Annotated in this window: 15 protein-coding genes and 3 pseudogenes; 7 read left to right on the top strand and 11 right to left on the bottom strand. The window is 69.7% G+C overall.

The annotated features are described in order from the left end of the window. Positions 1–316 precede the first annotated feature (316 nt). The gene (locus OG286_RS26540) at positions 317–1,117 is read right to left on the bottom strand and encodes a TIGR03936 family radical SAM-associated protein (protein WP_405365817.1); all 801 of its coding nucleotides are present in this window, start codon (positions 1,115–1,117) and stop codon (positions 317–319) included. 336 nt (positions 1,118–1,453) lie between these two features. On the opposite strand from OG286_RS26540, the pseudogene OG286_RS26535 reads away from it, so the two are divergent. Both OG286_RS26535 and OG286_RS26530 read left to right on the top strand, forming a co-directional pair. After that, positions 1,454–3,066, top strand: a pseudogene (locus OG286_RS26535) (recombinase family protein). Positions 3,067–3,522: 456 nt separating this feature from the next. Then, positions 3,523–3,631, top strand: a pseudogene (locus OG286_RS26530) (IS481 family transposase); the annotation flags it as partial. A 128-nt stretch (positions 3,632–3,759) separates the two neighbouring features. Here OG286_RS26530 and OG286_RS26525 read toward each other — a convergent pair. Then, positions 3,760–4,497, bottom strand: coding sequence for a hypothetical protein (locus OG286_RS26525; RefSeq protein ID WP_405359827.1), 738 nt, complete (start codon positions 4,495–4,497; stop codon positions 3,760–3,762). 362 nt (positions 4,498–4,859) lie between these two features. Here OG286_RS26525 and OG286_RS26520 point away from each other — a divergent pair, with 362 nt between their 5' ends. Further along, the gene (locus tag OG286_RS26520; RefSeq protein WP_396323178.1) at positions 4,860–6,179 is read left to right on the top strand and encodes a hypothetical protein; all 1,320 of its coding nucleotides are present in this window, start codon (positions 4,860–4,862) and stop codon (positions 6,177–6,179) included. Positions 6,180–6,989: 810 nt separating this feature from the next. Beyond that, positions 6,990–7,951 (top strand): annotated as a pseudogene (locus OG286_RS26515) (transcriptional regulator); the annotation flags it as partial. Between the two features lie 240 nt (positions 7,952–8,191). On the opposite strand, the gene OG286_RS26510 reads toward OG286_RS26515, so the two are convergent. Then, on the bottom strand, positions 8,192–10,153 hold the full coding sequence (locus tag OG286_RS26510) for a TIGR03960 family B12-binding radical SAM protein (protein ID WP_396323177.1): 1,962 nt from the start codon (positions 10,151–10,153) through the stop codon (positions 8,192–8,194). Positions 10,154–10,402: 249 nt separating this feature from the next. Between OG286_RS26510 and OG286_RS26505 the strand changes: the two genes are divergently transcribed. Beyond that, on the top strand, positions 10,403–11,698 hold the full coding sequence (locus OG286_RS26505; protein ID WP_405365816.1) for a M14 family zinc carboxypeptidase: 1,296 nt from the start codon (positions 10,403–10,405) through the stop codon (positions 11,696–11,698). Between the two features lie 48 nt (positions 11,699–11,746). On the opposite strand, the gene rodA is transcribed toward OG286_RS26505, so the two are convergent. The 8 genes from rodA to OG286_RS26465 all read right to left on the bottom strand — a co-directional run bounded on the left by rodA (position 11,747) and on the right by OG286_RS26465 (position 20,762). Beyond that, positions 11,747–12,946, bottom strand: coding sequence for a rod shape-determining protein RodA (rodA, locus tag OG286_RS26500; RefSeq protein ID WP_396323175.1), 1,200 nt, complete (start codon positions 12,944–12,946; stop codon positions 11,747–11,749). Between the two features lie 64 nt (positions 12,947–13,010). Continuing rightward, complete coding sequence (gene mrdA, locus OG286_RS26495; protein ID WP_396323174.1) at positions 13,011–15,272, bottom strand: penicillin-binding protein 2; 2,262 nt, start codon at positions 15,270–15,272, stop codon at positions 13,011–13,013. Between the two features lie 95 nt (positions 15,273–15,367). Continuing rightward, entirely contained in the window at positions 15,368–16,009 is a 642-nt protein-coding gene (gene mreD / locus OG286_RS26490) for a rod shape-determining protein MreD (protein WP_396323173.1), read from the bottom strand. Between the two features lie 3 nt (positions 16,010–16,012). Beyond that, the gene (mreC, locus tag OG286_RS26485) at positions 16,013–16,963 is read right to left on the bottom strand and encodes a rod shape-determining protein MreC (protein WP_396323172.1); all 951 of its coding nucleotides are present in this window, start codon (positions 16,961–16,963) and stop codon (positions 16,013–16,015) included. Between the two features lie 104 nt (positions 16,964–17,067). After that, entirely contained in the window at positions 17,068–18,093 is a 1,026-nt protein-coding gene (locus tag OG286_RS26480) for a rod shape-determining protein (RefSeq protein ID WP_305067939.1), read from the bottom strand. A 326-nt stretch (positions 18,094–18,419) separates the two neighbouring features. Continuing rightward, positions 18,420–18,833 carry a nucleoside-diphosphate kinase gene (ndk, locus tag OG286_RS26475; protein WP_396323171.1) on the bottom strand — a complete coding sequence of 138 codons (414 nt, stop codon included), beginning with the start codon at positions 18,831–18,833 and terminating at the stop codon, positions 18,420–18,422. Positions 18,834–19,020: 187 nt separating this feature from the next. After that, entirely contained in the window at positions 19,021–19,368 is a 348-nt protein-coding gene (locus OG286_RS26470) for a DUF4233 domain-containing protein (protein ID WP_396323170.1), read from the bottom strand. Next, a complete protein-coding gene (locus OG286_RS26465; protein WP_396323169.1) occupies positions 19,365–20,762 on the bottom strand; it encodes a bifunctional folylpolyglutamate synthase/dihydrofolate synthase in 1,398 nt (465 codons plus the stop codon). Before OG286_RS26465 ends, OG286_RS26470 begins: the two co-directional genes overlap by 4 nt. Before the next feature lie 432 nt (positions 20,763–21,194). On the opposite strand from OG286_RS26465, the gene OG286_RS26460 reads away from it, so the two are divergent. Together OG286_RS26460 and OG286_RS26455 are read left to right on the top strand one after the other, a co-directional pair. Continuing rightward, complete coding sequence (locus tag OG286_RS26460; RefSeq protein ID WP_405365815.1) at positions 21,195–21,596, top strand: hypothetical protein; 402 nt, start codon at positions 21,195–21,197, stop codon at positions 21,594–21,596. Positions 21,597–21,988: 392 nt separating this feature from the next. Next, the gene (locus OG286_RS26455; RefSeq protein WP_405365814.1) at positions 21,989–23,551 is read left to right on the top strand and encodes a chitinase; all 1,563 of its coding nucleotides are present in this window, start codon (positions 21,989–21,991) and stop codon (positions 23,549–23,551) included.

The following is a 23,551-nucleotide window of genomic DNA, read 5'->3' as shown; positions in this document are numbered from 1 at the left end:
ATGCTCGGGCCGGACCCTTTCTCGGTGCCGCCGTGCGGACGCGAGGCCGCACAGGGGCTCGTAGTCTCGCTCGGCGCCCCGCCCTCGGCGGGGTGTCGAAAGTCTTCTGGTCTGACCAGTCTTCTGAGGTTTTCCCAAGCTGCGCCGTCCCCCAACCCCGGGTGGCTCCCGGACGGGGTCCTCGGGCCCACCGACCATCGGGGTCGGCGGGCCGCAAGAGGCCGGCCTGTGCTTCGACGACGCTCGCTCCCCTGGGGAGCCGCGGGGGCCTGGAGGAACAGCGGGCCCAGTGGGTACTGGCCCCGGCCTCCGCCCGCTAGGCGGACGCGGTTGCGCGCGGCTCGCCGGCCGCCACTGGGCCGGCCGGGGCCGCGGCGCGGTCGAGCGCCAGCGGGTCGGTCACCGTGCCGGTCTCCTCGTCGAGCGGCCCCTGCGCCAGCCTGGTCACCTCTGCGGGGACCGGCGGCGCCAGGTCGGCCGTCGCACGGAGACCGGACAATACGTCGTCGGGTCGTACGGCGGGTGTGGCGTGTCGTACTACCAGGCGCAGTATCGCACAGGGACGGCCGGTCCGAACATCGCGGGCCCCTTCGCCGTCCGTGTCCGCAACGCCGTCGACCTGCGGCGGGAGGATTTCCAGTGCCGCGACAGCACCGCGCGCGTCGAAGACCCGCACGCCGTTCTTGGTGAGGCGTTCGACCTCGACCCGCTCCTCGGCCAGGAAAAGACCGGCCGCGCGGACCGCCTCCTCCCGGGTGACACCGTCCAGCCGGACCTGCCACTCGGAGGCCTCCAGGCGCTCCACGAAGTTCGGCGTCCGGACCTCGACGGCGTCGATCACGTCCAGGCCGTTCGGCAGCGACTCGTCGAGCTGCGCACGCAGTTCCTCCGGGTCGCGGACCGCAGCGAGCCCGATCTCCAGGTACTCCGCCTCGCTCGCCACCCCGGTCGGAGCGGCGTTGGCGTAGGAGACCTTGGGGTGCGGGGTGAAGCCGGCCGAATAGGCCATCGGCACGGCCGACCGGCGCAGGGCGCGCTCGAAGGCGCGCTGGAAGTCGCGGTGGCTGGTGAAGCGGAGCCGGCCGCGCTTGGTGTAGCGGAGACGGATCCGCTGCACCGTCGGCGCGGGCGGCGGACCGTCGGGCGTACGGCGTGCCAGGGTCGCTCAGTCCTTAGTCAGTTGTCCCCGTCCGTCGTGGCGTTTTCGCGCCACTGTCCGGACTCTGTCACCTCAAAGGGTACGCGCCCCGCCGCCCCGCTCGCTCCGCCCCTGGTCAGCGAGCACGCGACGATCCCCGCCCGGAGGGGTCCGGGCGGGGGTCGCAGGAGGCGCGGGAACTACTTGACCACGGTCAGCGGCAGCAGCTTCTTGCCGGTCGGGCCGATCTGGATCTGGGTGTCCATCTGCAGCTAAATGGAGACACGTCCAAAACCGTTGATGGGGGTCACCGACATGGCGAAGCACACCCGCACGTCACGTGCCGCACAGCAGAAGGCGTACACGGTCGAAGCCGAGTGGACCACCGCAGATCTGGCGCTGCTGGAAGAGCTGAAGAGAGCCGAGGCCGCCCTTCCGGCGGACGCTCCCCGGGCTCTGCTCTCGGTCCGGCTGTCCGTACTGACGGAGGACACCACCTCCCCCGTCCGCCAGGAACTCGACCTTCGCCGTGAGGCACTGAACCGGGGCTGCCGCGTGGTCGGCGTCGCCAGCGACCTCAACGTCTCCGCCACGAAGGTGCCGCCGTGGAAGCGGAAGCAGCTGGGCAACTGGCTGAACAACCGGGCGCCGGAGTTCGACGTGCTCCTGTTCTGGAAGCTCGACCACTTCATCCGTCGGCTGTCAGACCTGAACACCATGATCGACTGGGCGCTGAAGTACGGGAAGAACCTGGTCTCGAAGCACGACTCGATCGACCTGACGACGGTCGTCGGCAAGATCATGGTCACATTCGTCGGCGACATCGCGGAGATCGAGGCCACCAACACGAGCACGCGCGTCGCGAGCCTCTGGGGCTACACCAAGACCCAGTCCGCCTGGCTCGTCGGCAAACCGGCCTTCGGCTACACGACGACGGAGGACGAGAACGGAAACGTCGTCCTCTCTATTGCGGCCGACGCGCACAAGGCTCTGCACTGGTGCCGACGCCTGGCCCGGCGCGGTGTCTCCGCGACCCGCATGGTCAAGCTTCTGAAGCGCGCAGGGCTCGCCAGCGACGGCCTCACCGCTACAACCCTCCTTCGCCAGCTCCGCAACCCGGCGCTGATGGGTTACCGGGTTGAAGAGGAGAAGAAGGGGGGCGCACGCCGGTCCAAAGTCGTCCGGGACAAGAACGGGAAGCCCATCCGGGTCGCCGAGGCGATCTTCACGGATGCCGAGTTCGACGAGCTGCAAGCGGACCTGGACAAGCGCAGCAAGGGGCAGCCACAGCGGCGACCGGGCGGCGCCACCATGTTCCTCGGCGTCTTCATCCGCTCCGACTGCAAGACGAACATGACCGTGCAGAGGAACCGCGTCAAGGATCGCGTGTACGAGTACCTGCGATGCCAGGGCTGCAAGGGCGGGGCCACGGATCACCCAACCCCGACGTGATCTACGCCAAGCTCGTCAGCGACGTGCTGTCCGTTCTCGGCAACGAGCCCGTACAGGTCCGGGAGTGCGCGCGAGGAGCAGAGGCCCGCGCACAGGTGGCCCAGCTCGAAGAGTCCGTCGCCTACTACATGAAGGAGCTGGAACCCGGCGGCCGATACACGAAGACCCGGTTCACCCGCGAGCAGGCGGAAGCAACACTGGACAAGCTGATCACCGAACTCGGGGAGATCGACCCAGAGACCACCGAAGACCGGTGGGTGAACGTGGCCAACGGCAAGACGTTCCAGCAGCAGTGGGAAGACGGAGGCGTCGAAGCCATGTCGGCAGACCTCCTGAGGGTTGGCGTCCGGTGCGAGGTCACCCGTACCGAGGTCAAGGGCCAGCGCGCACCTGCGGTGAAGCTGAGGCTCATGATCCCCAAGGACTACCGGGACCGCCTGATCGTCAAGGAAGACGATTTCGTCGGCAAGCTCTGAAGCCGACAGCCAGCCGGGCTAGCCCCCGACAGTGTGTCGAGAACACTCCTCTCACCCAGCAGCCGGGCGTCACGCCGGCAGAGGAATATGCGACGCTGGCCACCGCCGGACGCGACCTGGCATGGCGTGAGCGGGTCAGCCCCCGCGTCCCCCAACCCGACGAGCCGGAAGCCCTGCACCTGACTGAGACCGCCGTCCTGCTGGTCGTCCACCGCGTCACCTACGACCAGGGCGCAGGCCTCCCCCCTACCTGCTCGAAGAACTCCAGCTCGGCGCCGAGACCACCGGCCTGACCTACGACATCGAGGCCACCAAGCCCAAGCGCACCGCCCGAGCGGCCAAGGCAGCCCGCTAGGTGTATTGACCACGAGCGTTGTTGACACTGGTCAGGCTTGATCATGGCAAAGACCTCCGGTGTGGTGGAGGCGTCTAGGCTCCACCACACCGGAGGTCTTCGTGTCTCACCGCAATGCCCGGCTGACCGTGCACGGCGGACGGCTCCTGGTCGAACGCGTCCGTTCGGGATGTCACGCACGTGGCGGCCGAGATGGGGGCGTCCCGGGCACTGGTCGACCGTCCACGACCACTTCCGGCAGTGGAGAGATGCCAGCGCCATTGATCACGACCCGATACGCGCCCTGCTGAAGTCACGGGGCGCGGCACGTTCGTTGAGGGGGTGCCGAGGCTCGATGGTCACCCGTGGTGGAGTCCCTCGGCGACCCGAAGGAGCTCATCATCGGCGAGCGATGCCGGGCGGCCGCTGGAAACGGTGTAGGTGTATGTCCCGTCCGACCAGATGATCGAACGAGGACCGGATGATGGTGAGCTGCTGACGAAGGTGGCAGGGTGCCCGTTCACCGAGGTCTGAGGCTGTCCCTGGACTGGCGGCTCGTCGCCGCGGGTCTGCGTGATGAGCAAGCGAGAACCTGCCCGTGATCCCTCCCCGTTCTGGAAACCGGTGGTCCAACTGGGCACGTCCACAGGCGGCGGAGTCAGGCCGGGCAGGTACGGAATGGGATCTTCATCGGGGTGGTCGTACTCAGGGGGCAGATAGCTCGGCTTTGCCAGCTCTCGGCCATCAAAGTGCACAACGGACTTTCCTGTGACTCCATCCACAAGCGCCCGGGAGGCCAGCGGCGCATTGAGATGAGTGCTGATCCGTGATACGCCACCTTCGGGACACTGATAGGTCGGCCCCTTGAACCCCTTGCGGTGCAGAAGCACGTCGACGCGATCGCCATTTTCACGCGCTACGAGGTCGGGCTCCTGCTCACACTGCCATTCGACGGTGAGCGTGATCGTCCGGCCGTCCGCACTCACCAGCATCTGGCCGGTCGCTGCGGCGTCGTAGGTGCGCCATTTCTCGGGGAGCCACCACGTCTGTAGGGCCAGTTCAAGGCCGACGACAGCCAACACTGCTATGACGATCAAGCGTGCGCGCCTTGACAGGCGTGGCATCCAGTTCGCTCGCCGCAAGGCGCCTCCTCGTAGATCAAGGCAATGCTGTCGGGTTGGCGGTCGCCAGTCAAGCGAGTCATGCCAGCACACACCGACATGCCAGGATCAATAAATCCAAACTGGACATTTGTCGCGACGCCTATATATGGCCGCCCGGTGTCCAATGTGTGAAGTTTTATGGCCAGAACACCGTGTGCAGTCGGAAGTCTTATCCGCTAGAGTCCACCAGAGATCCTGCGTGAAATCGGGCAGGCATATTAATTGGGGGGAAAGTGAATCCCGGAAGTATCCGGATGCGGGGTCGCCTCGGCCTGGCCGCAGCGGTTGCGCTGTCAATGTCGATCGCCGTAGCTGCCTCTGCCAACGCGGCAGGCCCTGACAACGAGAAGAAGCCGGTAGTTGGCGCTCCTGTGACCAGCACTGAAGTGCTTGAGCTAATGAAGAAGCAGGAGGTTCTGGACAAGGTTGTCGATCGACTGACTGGCGGACTGTCCGCGGTCGATCGGGAGAAGATTCAGGGTTTCGCGGAGGTTGAGGTCGATCCCGCCAAGAATCACATCCGCGTCCATTGGAAGGGCGCCGTTCCGGAATCAGTGCAGGGAGTTCTTCGCGATCTTCCGGCAGGCGTGACGGCTGAGGTTCTTCCCGCGAAGTACTCCAAGGCCGAGTTGCACCAGGCGCGTGCAAAGCTCTTGCATGACGGAAAGCCTCAGCAGCTGACATCTGGCATCACTGCAGCCAAGACCCGCATCACGAGCATCTCACCGGCGGTCGACGGTAGTAGTTTGATTATCGGGTACGACGAGGAACAGAGCAGCGCGCCCGCCAGCGCATTCGCTCTTTCCGAACAGCCGCCAGTGAGTACCACGAAGCGTGACGCCAAGACCCGTGAGGTCAAGGTTGCCACTGATATTGCCACGGGCGTCGAGACGCAGGTGAGCTACTCGCCAGTCGCCACCGACGCGACGCGGGGAGAAGATTCCTCGCCATGGTGGGGTGGAAGCGGGCTTCAGACCCCGGGTGGGACGATCTGTTCGAGCGGATTCGGTGTCACTCGCTCTGACGGGACGCCGCTTCTTACCACTGCATACCATTGCGGTGATGGCACTTTCCACAACTGGTACAACTTTGCGTTCGTCGGATCGACGCAAATGCAGGACAGGCTTGACGTTGACGACATTGAAGGCATCTATACGGGAAATGCCGTCGGCAATGCCGTCTACGAGGGTCCGTGGAATCAGTCGAATGACAATGCCAGGTATGTCTCCGGATGGGGGCACAATAATGTCGGTGACCTAATTTGCCAGTCTGCTGCGAACTCTGGCACGCATTGCGGCATCAAGATCGACAAAACCGACTACTCTTTCCTGGGGAATAACGGAGTCTGGCGCAAGGTTGCCGATCACGCCTATCAGACCAACCCTAATGACATAGCCGCAGTGAACGGTGATAGTGGCGGCCCCGTCTACTCCTATGATTCCGCTGGGAAGATCGTGGCGCGCGGCACCATTACGGCGCTTGACAATACGATGGACTGTGCCGGCCGAACGACTTCGGACGGTGGCTCTCGTACGCCGTGGTGCTTCAATGCCATGATGTACATCCCTATCTACCAGATCCTGCATGACAAGGGTTGGACGATTAATACAGGCTGACCCTCCGAGTACGTCTGAGCTCGACCACCGCGGCCCGTCGACGCATACCGGCGGGCCGTCTGGCGTTAGCCAGGCCCAGCACTCAAGCTGTGCTTCTTCATTTTCGACGCTTGATGGTGGGGAGTGAAGTGGTGCGGAGACGGGTGTAACACGGCCTTTCCGGGATCGCCTCATCAGCTGGGTTGTTGCCAGTCTGGGGCAGGAGCTGGTCAGACGGGCGATCTATATACCACGCTCGGAATTCGACGACTTTCCCCCTGTTCTAGCGCGGGCATCTGGGGCCGCGAAAGGGGCACGCGCTGCGCAGCCGGACCCACAGGGCTGTTCCGGCACTACGTCGAACAACCCACAAGTACCAGCGACCGACGAGCTCAGTGCGGTCCCGCTAACCCACGGCCTCGCCAATCAGTCCCCACGTCCGGACAGGAGCGCGAGGGCTGTCGCAACTTTCCTTCACTTACTCAAGGGCGGCGCATCCGCGCCGCCGGGCGGCCCCAGCCGCCCCGGCCGGGCGTGCGGCCTTGCGGCCGTTCCGGGCCGGGCGGCGGGGCCACCCAGCGAGCAGTCACCGCCCAGGAGTGAAGGCACTCAGGCTCGCACGCTGCCAGCTGGTGGTCGGGGCGGCCGCCTGAGAGAGGCTTTACGCACCTTGCCGGGCCGGGGCCCGCGTCGGGCAAGGACGGGGGCCACTCGGCCAGATTGCGGGCAGGCGGGGAGCCTGCCCGATTCGCGGGGCAGCTTACGGCCCCCCGACCATGCCCGACCCCAACCCCGCAAGGACCGGATCGACATTCGCCGTTGCGGCAGCAAGTGGGCCCGTTTCGCGACTGGTTGCTTCAGACACTCGACCAGGCGCCCAAGCCCGGCAGGCGGGTTCAGTTGGAAGACGTGACGGCCGTCAAGAACATGTTCGGCGCCTTCCAACAGATGGACATCTTCCAGGGCGGCGGCTCAGGTCGTCTCGCCCTCGCCGCCTACATGAACGAGCACGTGTACCCCCTGCTGCCGCAGGCGCATGTCGAGGACGTTCGGCACGCCTTGTGCGAGGCGGCGGCAGAGCAGACGTACCTGCTCGGCTGGATGGCGTACGACAACGGCGAGCACGGGCCGGCCCAGCGCTACCTGATCCAGTCCCTCCGCCTCGCCGAGGAGTCCGGGAACGCGGCGCTCGGCGCCCATGTGCTCGCCGGTATGGCCGACCAGGCGACGCTGCTCGGGCACCCGGACGAGGGCCGTCGCCTGGCCCAGGCCGGCCGCGCAGGACTGTCGAAGACCCCCGAGTCCGACGCCTGCCTCACCGACCTGTGGGCACTTGAAGGCCGCGCGCTGGCCAAGCTCGGCGAGAAGCGAGCAGCCGCTCAGGCCGTCATCGCGTCCGAGCAGGCGTACGCCAACGTCCAACTCGACAACGAGGCCGGATGGGCCCGGTTCATCGACCCGGCATACCTCAACGGCGAGCACGCCCACACGTTCCAGGACATCGGGGACAGTCCGAGCGGTACGCCCGCCTGTCCATCGATCACGCGAGGGCCCAGAAGCGGGCCCGGCGCGGTGCCATGTCTCAGGCAGCCCTCGCCGTCGCGCACCTCCAGCGCCGAGACCTTGAGGCAGCTCACGCCGCCGGCCTGCGAACCCTCACGCTGACCGGTCAGGTCAAGTCGTCCCGCGCCGTCGAGGCCGTACAGAGCCTTCAGCAGCAGATGGTGCCGTTCGGCCGCCACAACCTGGTAGCCGACTTCAACGAGCGGGCACGGGAGTTACTCGCCGCGTAACACCCGCACACAGTGGAGCCCTCCCCGCAAAGAATCAGGGAGGGCTCCACTTTTGCGATCAAGATCTCAGACCCACTCGATCTCACTCACACGCCCAGGGCACTCCGAGAGTCGGGCAGAGGGGTCCTCTGCCTCGTCAACCGAGCTTCCTCGGGCTTACCCGCATGGAGTACCGACAGAACCGTCTGCCGGTCTTCCTCCGTCGCATCGGCGAGAATTTGCGCCAATGTGACGAGGGTCTCACCCATGCGTGTGCCCAGCGTTTCCGCTGGTCGGCGCGTTGACCACGGCCAACGGAAGCAGCTTCTTGCCCGTCGGGCCGATTTGAATGGTCGTGTCCATCTGCGGGCAGACGCCGCAGTCGAAGCACGGGGTCCAACGGCAGTCGTCGACCTCGACCTCCTCGAGGGCGTCCTGCCAGTCCTCCCAGAGCCAGTCCTTGTCGAGGCCGCTGTCCAGGTGGTCCCAGGGCAGCACCTCCTCGTAGGTGCGCTCACGGGTGGTGTACCAGTCGACGTCGACGCCGGTGCCGGCCAGGCCCTTCTCGGCCGAGGCCATCCAGCGGTCGTACGAGAAGTGCTCGCGCCAGCCGTCGAAGCGGCCGCCGTCGTCGTAGACCGCGCGGATGACGGCGCCGATGCGGCGGTCACCGCGGGAGAGCAGGCCCTCGACGATGCCGGGCTTGCCGTCGTGGTAGCGGTAGCCGATGTTCTTGCCGTACTTGCGGTCCCCGCGGATGGAGTCGCGCAGCTTGGCCAGGCGGGCGTCGGTGGCCTCGGCGGAGAGCTGCGGGGCCCACTGGAACGGCGTGTGCGGCTTGGGCACGAACCCGCCGATGGAGACGGTGCAGCGGATGTCGTTCTGGCCGGTGACCTCGCGGCCCTTCTGGATGACGTTCTTCGCCATCTCGCCGATCTGGAGCACGTCGTCGTCGGTCTCGGTGGGCAGGCCGCACATGAAGTACAGCTTCACCTGGCGCCAGCCGTTGCCGTACGCGGTGGCGACGGTGCGGATCAGGTCCTCCTCCGACACCATCTTGTTGATCACCTTGCGCATACGCTCGCTGCCGCCCTCGGGGGCGAAGGTGAGGCCCGAGCGGCGGCCGTTGCGGCTCAGCTCGTTGGCGAGGTCGATGTTGAAGGCGTCGACGCGGGTGGACGGCAGCGACAGACCGATCTTGTCGTCGGTGTAGCGGTCGGCCAGGCCCTTGGCGATGTCACCGATCTCGGTGTGGTCGGCGCTGGACAGCGACAGCAGGCCGACCTCCTCGAAGCCGGTCGCCTTGAGGCCGCGCTCGACCATCTCGCCGATGCCGGTGATGCTTCGCTCCCGCACGGGGCGCGTGATCATGCCGGCCTGACAGAAACGGCAGCCGCGGGTGCAGCCGCGGAAGATCTCGACGGACATCCGCTCGTGCACGGTCTCGGCGAGCGGGACCAGCGGCTGCTTGGGGTAGGGCCACTCGTCGAGGTCCATGACGGTGTGCTTGGAGACCCGCCACGGCACGCCGGGCGCGTTCGGCACGACGCGGGCGATCCGGCCGTCGGCCAGGTACTCCACGTCGTAGAACCGGGGCACGTACACGCCGCCGGTGCGGGCCAGGCGCAGCAGGATCTCGTCGCGCCCGCCCGGGCGGCCCTCGGCCTTCCAGCCGCGGATCAGCTCGGTGATGTCGAGCACGGCCTGCTCGCCGTCGCCGACCACCGCGCAGTCGATGAAGTCCGCGATCGGCTCGGGGTTGAACGCCGCGTGGCCGCCGGCCAGCACGATCGGGTCCTCGTCGGTGCGGTCCTTCGCCTCCAGCGGGATGCCCGCGAGGTCGAGCGCGGCCAGCATGTTGGTGTAGCCGAGCTCGGTGGAGAACGAGAGCCCGAACACGTCAAAGGCCTTGACCGGGCGGTGGGCGTCCACGGTGAACTGCGGGACGCCGTGCTCGCGCATCAGCGCCTCGAGGTCCGGCCAGACGCTGTAGGTCCGCTCGGCCAGCACGCCCTCGCGCTCGTTGAGCACCTCGTAGAGGATCATGACGCCCTGGTTGGGCAGGCCCACCTCGTAGGCGTCGGGGTACATCAGCGCCCAGCGGACGTCGCAGGCGTCCCAGTCCTTGACGGTCGAGTTCAGCTCGCCGCCGACGTACTGGATCGGCTTCTGGACGTGCGGGAGGAGGGCCTCCAGGCGTGGGAAGACCGATTCGACAGTCATGTACTAGGAACCCTTACGACGTTGAGAGGTGTCGCGCGCATCGAATCCCGGTCGGGGGGTGCTGGGCGACGTCTGGGAGGGGTGACCCTCAAGGGTAGCCGAATCCCGGAGCCGCCCGGCCGGCCTCGCAGCGCCGCCGGCGGGATCCCGGCCCTGCTCACCGGCTGTTGACAGCCCCGGACGGACCGTGCCGTACTTGCTGGGCTCCGCCGCCAGGCCCAGCACACCATCGGGACAAGGAAGTTGACCATGCACGACGGCACCGGCACCGGTCCTCGGGCGCTCCGGACCGGAGCGCCGCGCCAGGACACCCCGGGCTACCCCACGGCGGCCCGCGCCGAGGCCGCCGCCCGCCGGCTGGCCCGGCTCCACCCGGACCGCTGCCGGCTGCGCGAGGCGGGCCGCTCCCGGGCCGGCCGCCCGCTGCTCCTGCTCTCCGTCGACGACGGCGGGCGCGCCGTCCTGGTGGTCGGCGGCCCGCACCCGAACGAGCCGGTCGGCCGGGCCGCAGCGCTGCGGCTGGCCGAGCGGCTGCTGGAGCTGGCGCCGCGCCCCGGCGTGGCCTGGCACATCCTGCTCTGCCTCGACCCGGACGGCGCGGCCCTCAACGAGGGCTGGCTGGACGGCCCGCTCACCGCCGCCCGGCACTACGAGCACTTCTACCGGCCCGCCTTCGAGGAGCAGCCGGAGCAGCTGCCGCCCGCCGGCCGGGGCCGCACCCCGATGCCGGAGAGCCTGGCGCTGACCGGCCTGATCGACGAGCTGCGCCCCGTCCTGCAGTGCTCGCTGCACGGGGTGGACTTCGGCGGCGCCTTCGTCCAGCTGACCAGGCCCGTCCCGGGCCTGCCCGCGCGGTTCGCCGCCTCGGTGGCGCGCGGCGGCCTCCCGCTGGACGTCGACTCCTACGACGCGGTGGGCTGGCACAGCCCGGCCCCGGGGGCGTACGTGATGCCGGTGCCGGGCGGCGGCTCCCGGGTGCTGCCCGACCGGCCCGAGCTCTCCACCTGGTCGTACGCCGGGCGGTACGGCGGGGTGACGGCCGTGCTGGAAGTGCCGATGTGGGCCGTCGACGCCGTCGGCGACTCCGGCCGGCACCCGGCGCCCGGCCCGGCCGTCGCGGCGGCCGCCCGTACCCTGCGTGAGCGCGCCGAGCGGCTGGGCGCGTTGCTGCCGCTCGTCCCGCCGCACGCCCGCGCGGCGGGCGGGGCGCTGCTGCGCACCGCCGAGTTCAATCTGGGGGTCTGCCCGCCGCTCGCGGACGAGTGGCTCGCCGACTGGCACGGCCGACCGCTCTCGGTCTCCCGGGTCACCGCGGCCGGGATCGCCGCCGAGCGGATCCCGCTGCGGGTCGCGTCGGTGCTGCTGCGCCTGCTCGCGGACGCCGGCGGCCCGGCGGCCCGGGCCGCCCGGGAGGAGGCCCGGGCCGTCGTCACGGCGGGCCTGGAGGGCCTGCACCGGCTCGGCACCCGCTGGGTGCCGGTGGAGACCCAGGTGACCCACCAGGTCCGGGCGGTGCGGGCCGCCGCCGACTGCCTGCTGTCCTGACGCGCAAGGGCCGGCCCGGGTCATCCCGGACCGGCCCCGTCCACCGCTTCAGGCCGCTATCGGCCGCTGACTCTGCACCGCCTGCAACAACCCGATCGCCACCCAGGTCGAGAACATCGACGACCCGCCGTACGAGACGAACGGCAGAGGGATGCCGGCCACCGGCATGATGCCCAGGCACATCCCTATGTTCTCGAACCCCTGGAAGGCGAACCAGGCGACCACCCCGGCCGCCACGATCGTCCCGTACAGGTCGGTCGCCTGCCGGGCGATCCGGCAGCCCCGCCAGAGCACCACGCCGAGCAGCACGATGATCGCCATCGCCCCGAGGAAGCCCAGCTCCTCACCGGCCACCGTGAAGACGAAGTCGGTCTGCTGCTCCGGCACGAACTGCCCGGTGGTCTGCGTCCCGTGGAACAGCCCCTTGCCGGTCAGCCCGCCCGACCCGATCGCGATCCGAGCCTGCGCGGTGTTGTAGCCCACGCCGGACGGGTCGAGCGCCGGGTTGGCGAAGGCGGCGAAGCGGTCGATCTGGTACTTGCTCAGCACCCCGAGCTTCCAGATCGCCACACAGCCGCCGACCCCGGCGAGGATCAGCCCGAACACCCACCGGTTGGCCGCGCCGGAGGCCAGCAGGATGCCCAGCACGATGACGGCCATCACCATCACCGAGCCGGCGTCCGGCATCAGCATCACGACCGCCATCGGCAGCGTCGCCCAGACCAGCCCGCGGAAGACCGCCCGGTTCGAGGGGAACTCCCGCTCCCCCGCGTCCACCTGGTCCGCCAGCACCACGGCCATCGCCAGCACGATCGCCAGCTTGGCGAACTCGGCCGGCTGGACGGAGAAGCCGCCGCCCAGCTGGATCCAGGAGTGCTGGCCGTTGATGGTCGAGCCGAGCGGGCTCAGCGTGGCCGCCAGCAGCAGGATCACACCGGCGTACAGGAACGGCACCACCGTGCGGAACCGGCGACTCCCTATCCCTATCACCAGCGCGCACAGCACCATCCCGATCACCACGTTGGTGAGGTGCCGGAAGAGGAAGTACTGCGGATCGCCGTGGGTCAGCGAGTCCCGCCCGCGGGTGGCCGACCAGACCAGCAGCGAGCTGCCCAGCGACAGCACCAGCGCGGCCAGCAGCAGTATCCAGTCGATCCGCCAGAGGGGGGAGTCCTTGGCGAGGGCCTTCGAGACCCCGCTGCGCTGCGGGGCCAGCCGCAGCTGCCGGTACGACCCGTAGGAACTCATGCGCCCGCCTCGCTTCGCCCGGCCGGGGCGTCCGCCCACGCGCGCCCTTCAACGACCCGCTCGCTCATGCCCGGCTCCTTCTCGTGCTCCGGACCGGTTCGAGCGCCGTGTCCGCCGCGGTGAACAGGGTCGTCGGGCCGGACGGCTGTGCCGGGTCCAGGAAGACCCTCGGCGAGCTGCCGGTCACGCCCGCGTCGCCCGGACCGGCCGCGGAGTACGCAGCCGGCTTGATGATGGCGGTGCCGTCCGGGTTGAACTTCGGCAGCTCGGCCTGCGGCTTGGGCAGCAGCGCCTTGCCGCCGTCGACGTTGCCCTTGTCGTCCACGCCGTACAGCGACTGGTAGATCCGCCGGATCGCATCACCGGAACCGCCGGAACCGGTGCCGCCCTGGCTTATCGTCATCACGACCGCGTAGTCGCCGCTGTAGGTGGTCAGCCACGAGGTGGTCTGCTTGCCCTCGACCTCGGCGGTGCCGGTCTTGGCGTGCAGCTCGATCTTGCCCTGCGGCCACCCGGCGCCGGTGAACTTCCACGCGGCGGTACCGCTGGTGACGACGCCCGCGGTGGCCTGGTCGATGTAGCTCAGCAGCTTCTGGTCGCCGGGGAACTTGGCGTCCTCGTGCGGGGCGATCTCGCGGACGAGATCCCCGCTCGGGCTTATCACCGCCTTGGCGACGGTCGGCCGGTAGAAGGTGCCGCCGTTGGCGAGCGCCGAGTAGATCCGGGCCATCTGGATCGGGGTGACGAGTGTGTCGCCCTGACCGATCGCGAAGTTGACCGAGTCACCGGCGCGCATCTGGTAGCCGTCGACGCAGTTCTCCCGGGCGATCTGGTCGGAGAAGGTGTTGCCGCCCTTCTCCGCCTGCTTGCACCAGGCGTCCTTGTTGTTGTCGTAGAAGGACTGCTTCCACTGCCGGTCCGGCACCCGGCCGGTGACCTCGCTGGGCAGGTCGATGCCGGTCTTGGCGCCGAGGCCGAACTGGTGGGCGGTCTTGTAGAACCAGTCCGCCGTCTCCTTCTTCGGCTTGATGCCGCCGTCCTTCATCCACTGGTCGTACGCCAGACCGTAGAAGACGGTGTCGCAGGAGACCTCCAGGGCCTTCTCCAGCGTGATCGAGCCGAAGTTCTCGCTCTCGAAGTTCTTGAACTCACGGCCGCCGATGGTCAGGCTCTTCGGGCACGGGTACGTCCCGTCCAGCGAGTAGCCGGCCTGCACGGCGGCGGTGGTGGAGATGACCTTGAAGGTCGAGCCGGGGGCCGACTGACCCTGTATGGCCCGGTTCAGCAGCGGGAAGTTGGACTCCTTGCTGGTCAGCGCCTGGTAGTCCTTGCCGGAGATGCCGCCCTGCCAGAGGTTGGGGTCGTAGGTCGGGGCGCTGGCCATCGCGACGATCCGACCGGTGTGCACGTCCATCACGACGGCGGCGCCGGAGTCGGCCTCGTAGTTGCGGTTGGTCACCTTGTCGAAGGTCTTGCGGGCGTCGTTCATCGCCTGCGCCAGGTTGTCCTCGACGACCTTCTGCACCCGGGCGTCGATGCTGGTCACCAGGTTGTTGCCGGTCTGCGGCTCGACCGCGCCGGCGGTGCCGATCACCCGGCCGAGGTTGTCGACCTCCAGCTTGGTGATGCCGGCGGTGCCGCGCAGGTCGCGGTCGTACACCGACTCCAGCCCGGCCCGGCCGATCTGGTCGGCCGGCAGGTAGCGGTCCAGGCCGCTCTTGTCGGCGGTCTTGGAGACCTCCTCGTCGGTCACCGGCGAGAGGTAGCCGAGCACCTGGGCCATGTTGGCGCCCTCGACGCCGGTGTAGTGGCGTACGGCGGTGGGCTGCGCGGTCACCCCGGGGAAGTCCTCGCGGCGCTCCATTATCTGCAGCGCCTGCTGGGTGGTCGCCTCCTTGGTGACCGGGATCGGCTGGTACGGCGACCCGTTCCAGCAGGGCTGCTGGGTCTTGGCGTCGCAGAGCCGGACCTTCTCCTGGACGTCCTTGGCCGGCATGCCGAGCACCTCGGCGAGCCGGCCCAGCACCGCCTTGCCGCCGTCCTTCTGCTGGAGCAGCGAGGTGCGGCTGACCGAGACCACCAGGCGGGTCTCGTTGCCGGCCAGGATGCGGCCGGAGGCGTCCAGGATCTCGCCGCGCACGGCCGGCTCGACCACCTCGCGGATGTGGTTGCCGGTCGCCTTGGCGGTGTAGACGCTGGCGTTGCGGATCTGCAGGTACCAGAGCCGTCCGCCGAGGGTGGCGAGCAGCGACAGCACCAGGATCTGCAGCACCACCAGACGGATCGTCACCCGCCGGGTACGGCCGGTCTCGGGGATGTTGCTCACGTCTCGTGCGCTCCAGAGTGCGGGGGTCCGGACAAGTGGGTCGGGGTCTTGCGGGCGCCGGGTGTCGCGGGCGCGGGGTGTCGCGGGCGCCGGTGTTACGGGCGCTTGGCGAAGCCGAGCGAGCGCTTCTTCTTGTAGCTCGGCCCGGACGACGCCTCACGGGTGGTGCGGTAGCGCGAGAGCGTGCCGAGCCCCGGGCCGCCCTCGTCGTCCCCGGCGGCGGCGGCCACCGGGTCCTTCCCGAAGCGGCGCCCGATCAGCATCACCGCGGGCACCACGAACGGCGCCAACAGCAGGTCGTACAGGAGGGCGGTGACCACCAGGCTGCCGAGGCCGACGTGGCGGGCGGCGGTGTCGCCGACCAGGGCGCCGACCATCGCGTACAGCAGCGTCGAGGCGACCGCCGCGACGGCCACCACCAGCAGCGCGCTGGAGACCGAGCGCTGCCGGCCGTGGTCCGGGCGGAGCAGCCCGGCGGCGTAGCCCATCAGGCAGAGCACCAGGGCGTATCGGCCGATGGCGTGGTCGGACGGCGGCGCGAGGTCGGCCAGCAGGCCGGCCGCGAAGCCGACCAGGCAGCCGCCGGTCGGCCCGTAGACCATGGCCAGGCCGACCACCACGAGCAGCAGTATGTCCGGGGTGGCGCCCGGGAGCTGGAGCCGGCCGAAGACGCTGACCTGGAGGATCAGGCCGAGCAGGACGAGGACCGCGGTGACGGGGACGCGGGCGAGGCGCATGGCTCAGTTCCCCCCGGAGGGCTTGGCGGGCGGTGCGGCGGCGGCCGGTACCGCCGGGGCGGCGGGCGCCGCGGGTGCCTGGCCCTGTGCGGCGGGCGCGGGCGGCAGGACGGCGTCGCGCGGGTCGGTGCGCGGCGGCACCACCACCACGCCGACCAGGTCGAGCCGGGTGAACTGGACGAAGGGCTCGACCAGGATGGTCTTGGTGAGCTGGCCGGGGTTGGCCTCGACCTGGACGACCTTGCCGACCGGGACGCCGGGCACGAACGGGCGGCCGCTCTGGGAGCCGAAGGTGACCAGCCGGTCGCCCTCCTTCACCTGGGCCCTGCCGTTGAGCAGGGAGACCTTCATGACGCTGGTGCCGCCGCCGGAGGCGAAGCCGATCTCGCCGGTGCCCTCCAGCCGGGCGCCGGCGCTGAAGCCGGGGTCGGAGGCGAGCAGCACGGTGGAGGTGGTCGGGGCGACGGTGGTGATCCGGCCGACCAGGCCCTGCCCGTTGATCACGGTCATGTCCCGGGTCAGGCCGTCGTCGCTGCCGGCGTCGACGGTGATGGTCCAGGAGAAGCCCTGGGCCGGGCCGATCGCGATGACCTGGGCGGCCTTGACGGTGTATCCGCCGGCGCCGGCGGTGCGCAGCAGGTCGTCGAGCTGCTTGGTGCGGGCGCCGGCCGCGTCGGAGGAGGCCAGTTTCTGGCGCAGCTCGGTGTTCTCGCGGGCGAGCTGGTCGGTGCGGCCGCTGTGGGTGGCGGCGTCGCGGAAGGCGCGGACGGTGTCGGCGACCGGGTCGACGACGGTGGCGGCGCCGCGCTCGGCCGGGCCGAGGACGCCGGCCGCGGCGCGCCGGGCGCCGCCGAGCGGGGAGCTCTCACCGCCCTTGATGTCCACGGTGATCAGTGCGAAGGCGACGGCCACCAGCAGGATGAGCAGCAGCCGGCTCTCTCGTGTGTCCCTCACGGTGCTGGTACTGCCCCTTCGTACCTGGCCGCCCACCCGGGCTGTGGGGCCCGGGCGGGGGCCGTTTCAGTTTGGCTGTCCGGTGTGACGGTCTGTCGGTTGTGCTAACGGCGCGGCTGGGCGTCGAGTACCTGCTGGAGCGCCTCGAACTCCTCGACGCACTTGCCGGAGCCGAGGGCGACCGAGTCGAGCGGGTTCTCGGCGATGTGGATCGGCATGCCGGTCTCGCGGCGCAGCCGCTCGTCCAGGCCGCGCAGCAGGGCGCCGCCGCCGGTGAGCACGATGCCGCGGTCCATGACGTCGCCGGCCAGCTCGGGCGGGCACTGGTCGAGGGTGGTCTTGACGGCGTCGATGATCGAGTTGACCGGCTCGTCGATGGCCTCGCGGACCTCTGCGGCGGAGATCACGACGGTCTTGGGCAGGCCGCTGACCAGGTCGCGGCCGCGGATCTCGGCGTGCTCGTCCTTCTCGCCCTCCAGGGCGAAGGCGGAGCCGATGCTCATCTTGATCTGCTCGGCACTGCGCTCGCCCAGGAGCAGCGAGTACTCCTTCTTGATGTGCTGGACGATGGCGTTGTCCAGCTCGTCGCCGGCGACCCGGATGGACTGCGCGGTGACGATGCCGCCGAGCGAGATGACGGCGACCTCGGTGGTGCCGCCGCCGATGTCGACGACCATGTTGCCGGTGGCCTCGTGGACGGGCAGGCCGGCGCCGATCGCGGCGGCCATCGGCTCCTCGATGATGTGCACCTGGCGCGCGCCGGCCTGCGAGGACGCCTCGATGACGGCACGGCGCTCGACTCCGGTGATGCCGGAGGGCACGCAGACCACGACCCGGGGGCGGGCCAGGTAGCGGCGGCGGTGGATCTTGAGGATGAAGTAGCGGAGCATCCGCTCGGTGATCTCGAAGTCGGCGATCACGCCGTCCTTGAGCGGGCGGATGGCGACGATGTTGCCCGGGGTGCGGCCGATCATCTTCTTGGCCTCGGCGCCGACCGCCAGGATGCCGCCGGTGTTGGTGTTGACCGCGACGACGGACGGCTCGTTGAGGACGATCCCCTTGCCCCTGACATACACCAGCGTGTTGGCGGTTCCGAGGTCGATCGCCAGGTCGCGGCCGATGAACGACAGGTTGGTTGCCATGGGGTGTAGGTGCCTTCCCGGGCTCGGAGTCATTAGCGGGGGTGGACGAGAAGCGTGCGCCCACGGCTTGGGCGGAAACCAGCTGACCAGCCGTACCGGGCCCTAGAGTCGCGTCCATCGTAGTCACGCCGGCCAGTACGGACATCGACGTGGGGCATACCGTCCATTGTCCGGAGCGTGATCGCTTCTCCGAGCATTGGGACGCCGTGTCGGCGACCCCAGTTCCCTATTTCACGATAAGAATGCCCCGGCCGGGCCAATGGTCCAGGCCGGGGCACCCGAAGGTCCCTCGGGCGTGTCGCCCGGGGCGGTGCTTACGCGTGGGCCGGGAAGAAGATCTTGATCTCGCGCTCGGCGGACTCCGGGGAGTCGGAGGCGTGGATCAGGTTCTCGCGGGTGATCGTCGCGTAGTCGCCGCGGATGGTGCCGGCGCCGGCCTCCAGCGGGTTGGTGGCCCCGGCCAGCATCCGGATGCCGGGGATGACCTCCTCGCCCTCGACGATCAGGGCGATCGACGGACCGGAGGTCATGAACTCCAGCAGCGGCTCGTAGAACGGACGGCCGACGTGCTCCGCGTAGTGCTGCTCCAGCGTCGCCCGGTCGAAGGTGCGCAGCTCGACGGCGGTGAGCTGCCAGCCGGCCTTGCGCTCGATGCGGCTGATGATCTCGCCGGCCAGGCCGCGCTTGACGGCGTCGGGCTTGAGCAGGACGAGAGTGCGCTGGGACACGGTGCGTCTCCTGGGGAATCGGTTCGGCATGCACTCGGATCGATGCGCGGAGTGCGACTACCGCAGAGGTTACCTTGCGTGAGCAGGCACGCCGCCGCCTGGTCCGGGGTCCTGCCCGGCCGACAGGACCCCGCGTCCCGTCCGGTCGATCCTGCGTCGCGCGCCCGGCAGGACCGACCGGCTGGACCTACGCCGCAGGTGCCGCCTGGGCGGCGGCGCGGGCGGCCTTGAACTCGTCGATCCTGCGGCCGTAGTGCACCGAGCACCACCAGAGGCCGGCGAAGACCACGCCCAGGCCGAACATGGTCGGCAGGACGAAGCCGCTGGCGATCAGGCCGAGCTGCAGCGCCCAGCCGATCGCCACCGCGCCGGGGCGGGTGATCATGCCGCAGAGCAGGACGCAGAGCGCCATGGCGATACCGCTGACCGTCCAGACGGTGGCGGTGGGGACGTCGGAGAGCTGCATGGCGACCAGGGCGGCGAACATGATCAGCAACGCCTCGCCGATCAGGGTCGAGGAGCAGAGCGTCCTCATCGTGACTTCCTCCCGAGGAGCAGGCGGGCCTCGCCCACCGTGATGACCGAGCCGGTGACCAGTACCCCGGCGCCACCGAGGTCGCCCTCCTCCTCGGCGAGGGTGACGGCGGCGGCGATGGCGTCGTCGAGCCGGGGCTCGACCTGGACGCGGTCCTCGCCGAAGACCTCGACGGCCAGGGCGGCCAGCGCGTCCACGTCCATCGCGCGGTGGGTGGAGTTCTGGGTGATCACGACCTCGGCCAGGATCGGCTCGAAGGCCTCCAGCAGGCCGGCCACGTCCTTGTCGCCGCTGGTGCCGATCACGCCGACGAGCCGGGTGAAGCCGAAGGCCTCGCCGATCGCGGCGACGGTGGCCTGGGCGCCGTTCGGGTTGTGCGCGGCATCCAGGAGGATCGTCGGGCTGCGGCGCACGACCTCCAGCCGGCCCGGCGAGGCGACGCCGGAGAAGGCCTGGCGGACCTTGTCGACGTCGAGCTGCCCGCCGCGCGCGCCGCCGACGCCGAAGAAGGCCTCGACGGCGGCCAGCGCCAGCGCGGCGTTCTGCGCCTGGTGGGCGCCGTGCAGCGGGACGAAGACGTCCTCGTACTCCTCGCCGCCGAGCCCACGCAGTGTCATCAGCTGGCCGCCGATGGCGACCTCACGGCGGATCACGCCGAACTCCATGCCCTCGCGGGCCACCGTGGCGTCCACCTCGACGGCGCGCCGCAGGATGGTCTGGGCGGCGTCCAGCTGCTGCTGGGCGACGACGGCGACGGAGCCGGTCTTGATGATCCCGGACTTCTCGACCGCGATCTCGCCGGTGGTCCCGCCCAGCTTGTCGGTGTGGTCCAGGCCGATCGGGGTGATCACCGCGACGGCGGCGTCGATCACGTTGGTGGCGTCCCAGGAGCCGCCCATGCCGACCTCGATCACGCCCACGTCCACCGGGGCGTCGGCGAAGGCGGCGTACGCCATGCCGGTCAGCACCTCGAAGAAGGACATCGGGACCGGCTGCTGCGTGTCGACCATCTGCACGTACGGCTCGATGTCGCGGTACACCTCGACGAACAGCTCGGGGCTGATCGGGACGCCGTCCAGGCTGATCCGCTCGGTGACGGACTCCACGTGCGGGCTGGTGTAGCGGCCGGTGCGCAGCTCGAAGGTGTTGAGCAGCTGCTCGATCATCCGGGCGGTGGAGGTCTTGCCGTTGGTGCCGGTGACGTGGATGGAGGGGAAGGACCGCTGGGGCTGGCCCAGGATGTCCATCAGCGCCTCGATCCGGTCGAGCGAGGGCTCCAGCTTGTTCTCCGGCCAGCGCTTGGAGAGCTCGGTCTCGACGTCGCGCAGGGCGTCGCCGGTGCCGGCGTCGGCGGGGCGGAGGGTGTACGGGTTCGGGTCGGCCTTGTCGCTCACGTCCACAGTCTACGGAGCCGCGGCCGACGCTCCCCACAGGGCGCCCCGAAGCCGCGGCCGAGCGAGAACGGCCACTTTGCCCTTACTTTCCGATTTAGTCCGTTTGCTATTGATTTAGCGAGTTTGATCGCAAAGAATCATCGATTCGCAAGCCCAGGAGCCGCATTACCTTTGATCACCAGGAGGACCGCCTCATGCCCGACGCCCTGCACCAGTACGTCCTGGCCTGCCAGGACGGCTTGGTCCGGGCCGCCGAGCTGCTCTCCCTGGCGCTCCTCGCCTACATGGTCTTCGTGTTCGGACGCTTCCTGCCCCTACTGGGCCGGCTCCCCGCACGCCCGGACCGGCAAGGGCGCCGCACTCAACGCCGCCTACCGGGCCATCTCCGACAGGCTGCCCGACACTGCCGACCGCTCCCGGGTGGTGATCGGCGTGTTCGACGCCGACGGGCAGCTCGACCCCGGCACCCTGGAGACGGTCTGCACCGACATGGCCATGGGCCGCCCGGACACCGGCGCCGTGCAGATCGGCGTCCGGATGCGCAATGCCGACGACGAGCGGCCGCTGCCCGGGCGCGGCCGCCTCGCCGACGCGCCGGCCCGCGCCCTGGTGCGGATGCAGGACATCGAGTCCCGGGCCAACAACGCCGGGATGCAGCCGCTGCGCCGGCGCACCGGAAGCGTCGGCCTCGGCGGCAACGGCCAGTTCGTCCGGCTCTCCGCACTGGACTCGCCCACCGCCGAGGAGGGTCGCGAGGGCCGCCCCGGCCGGAGCGGGCGCTGCTGGAGGACTGCGAGTCCGGTCTCGAACTGCGCCTGGCCGGTTGACGGTTGACGCACGTCACCGAGGTGCAGGTGTCCCAGGAGGGGCTGCGAGCTGGGCGAGTCGGCCCGCGCCTGGCTGGCCGACTCCCCCGAACGGCTCGCCCGGCTGGCGGCCGCCCCGAGCCCGCACGGGGACGGGCTCGCCTCGGCCCGGATCGCCCGGCCGACGGCGCGGCTCGCCGGGGAGCCGGCGGAGCTGCTCGCCGCCTGAGTGGCCGGCCCGGATGGCCGGTCCTCTTGACAGCCGGATTGGTCTACTCCACCTTGTGAGGCAAGTCTCCTCTCCCGACAGGGACTTGAGTTGTCGGTAGCTCCCGCACGCGCACCCATCGACACCCGGACGGCTCCCCGCGCACGCGGGACACCCGGGCCGCCCGGCCTCCCCCCACAGGAGATGGAGTCATGCCACCTGCCCGACACGCGCGCCCGCGCGCCGTCCACAGCCTGCTCGCCGGGGCCGGCGCGATCGCGCTGGGCCTGAGCGGCCTCGCCCTCGCCGGCGGCGCCGGCGCCCAGGCCGCCGACATCGACCTGATCACCAACGGCGGCTTCGAGTCCGGCAACCACCTCACCGGCTGGACCTGCTCCGCCGGCGCACCCGAGGCCGCCACCGTCCACTCCGGCTCGTTCGCGCTGCGCTCCACCCCGGGCGCCGGCGACACCGGCGAGTGCGTCCAGACCGTCTCCGTGAAACCGTCCTCGACGTACACGCTGAGCGGCTGGGTCCAGGGCTCCTACGTCTACCTTGGCGCCCGAGGCACCGGCGGGACCGACCCCAGCACCTGGACCACCTCGACCGGGTACTCCAGGCTGAGCACCACCTTCACCACCGGGGCGGGCACCACCAGCGTCACCGTCTACCTGCACGGCTGGTACGGGCAGCCGGCCTTCCTGGCCGACGACGTGTCACTGATCGGCCCGGGCGACCCGAAGCCCTCCCCCAGCTCCACCTCCCCGACCCCCACCCCGACGGCGACCACCACCGCGACCACCACCGCGACCACCACCGCGACCGCCTCGCCGACCGGAACGGCGTCCCCCACCGCCACCCCGACCGGCCGGCCGCCGGGCCTGCCCAAGCACATCCTCACCGGCTACTGGCAGAACTTCGACAACGGCGCCACCGTCCAGCGGATCAGCGACGTCCCGGCCGCCTACGACGTCATCGCGGTCTCCTTCGCGGACGCCACCAGCGCGCCCGGGGGCCTGAGCTTCACACTGGACAGCACGCTCTCCTCCCGGCTGGGCGGCTACACCGACGCCCAGTTCAAGGCCGACATCGCGGCCAAGAAGGCGGCCGGCAAGAAGGTGGTGCTCTCCATCGGGGGCCAGAACGGCACCGTCTCCGTCAACAGCTCCGCCTCCGCCACCACCTTCGCCGACACGGCCTGGGCGCTGATGCAGAGCTACGGCTTCGACGGGCTCGACATCGACCTGGAGAACGGGGTCAGCGCCACCTACCTGGGCCAGGCGCTGCACACGCTGGCGGCAAGGGCGGGCAGCGGGTTCGTCCTCACCATGGCGCCGCAGACCATCGACATGCAGTCGCCCGGGACGGAGTACTTCAAGCTGGCGCTGAACGTGAAGGACATCCTCACCATCGTCAACATGCAGTACTACAACTCCGGCACGATGCTCGGCTGCGACGGCCAGGTCTACGGGCAGGGCACCGAGAACTTCCTGACCGCGCTGGCTTGCATCCAGCTCAAGGGCGGGCTGCGGCCCGACCAGGTCGGGCTCGGCGTGCCGGCCTCCACCAGCGCGGCGGGCGGCGGCTACGTCAGCCCCGGCGTGGTCGACAACGCGCTCGACTGCCTGGCCTCCGGCACCAACTGCGGGAGCTTCAGGCCCGACACCACCTGGCCCGGGATCGGCGGGGCGATGACCTGGTCGACCAACTGGGACGCCAAGGCGGGCGGCGGGATCGCCGGCACCATCGGCTCGCACCTGCACGCGATGCCGTAA

This window comes from Kitasatospora sp. NBC_00039 (genome assembly GCF_045160625.1).
Lineage (GTDB): Bacteria > Actinomycetota > Actinomycetes > Streptomycetales > Streptomycetaceae > Kitasatospora.
Note: the sequence above shows the minus strand (reverse complement) of the source record. Positions and strands in the feature narration are given on the sequence as shown.

Coding starts and splice junctions, on each gene's coding strand:
- rodA (WP_396323175.1), bottom strand. CDS start 12,946: ATGAGTTCCTACGGGTCGTACCGGCAGCTGCGGCTGGCCCCGCAGCGC.
- OG286_RS26470 (WP_396323170.1), bottom strand. CDS start 19,368: ATGAGGACGCTCTGCTCCTCGACCCTGATCGGCGAGGCGTTGCTGATC.
- OG286_RS26455 (WP_405365814.1), top strand. CDS start 21,989: ATGCCACCTGCCCGACACGCGCGCCCGCGCGCCGTCCACAGCCTGCTC.
- OG286_RS26510 (WP_396323177.1), bottom strand. CDS start 10,153: ATGACTGTCGAATCGGTCTTCCCACGCCTGGAGGCCCTCCTCCCGCAC.
- OG286_RS26520 (WP_396323178.1), top strand. CDS start 4,860: ATGTCGATCGCCGTAGCTGCCTCTGCCAACGCGGCAGGCCCTGACAAC.
- mreD (WP_396323173.1), bottom strand. CDS start 16,009: ATGCGCCTCGCCCGCGTCCCCGTCACCGCGGTCCTCGTCCTGCTCGGC.
- OG286_RS26505 (WP_405365816.1), top strand. CDS start 10,403: ATGCACGACGGCACCGGCACCGGTCCTCGGGCGCTCCGGACCGGAGCG.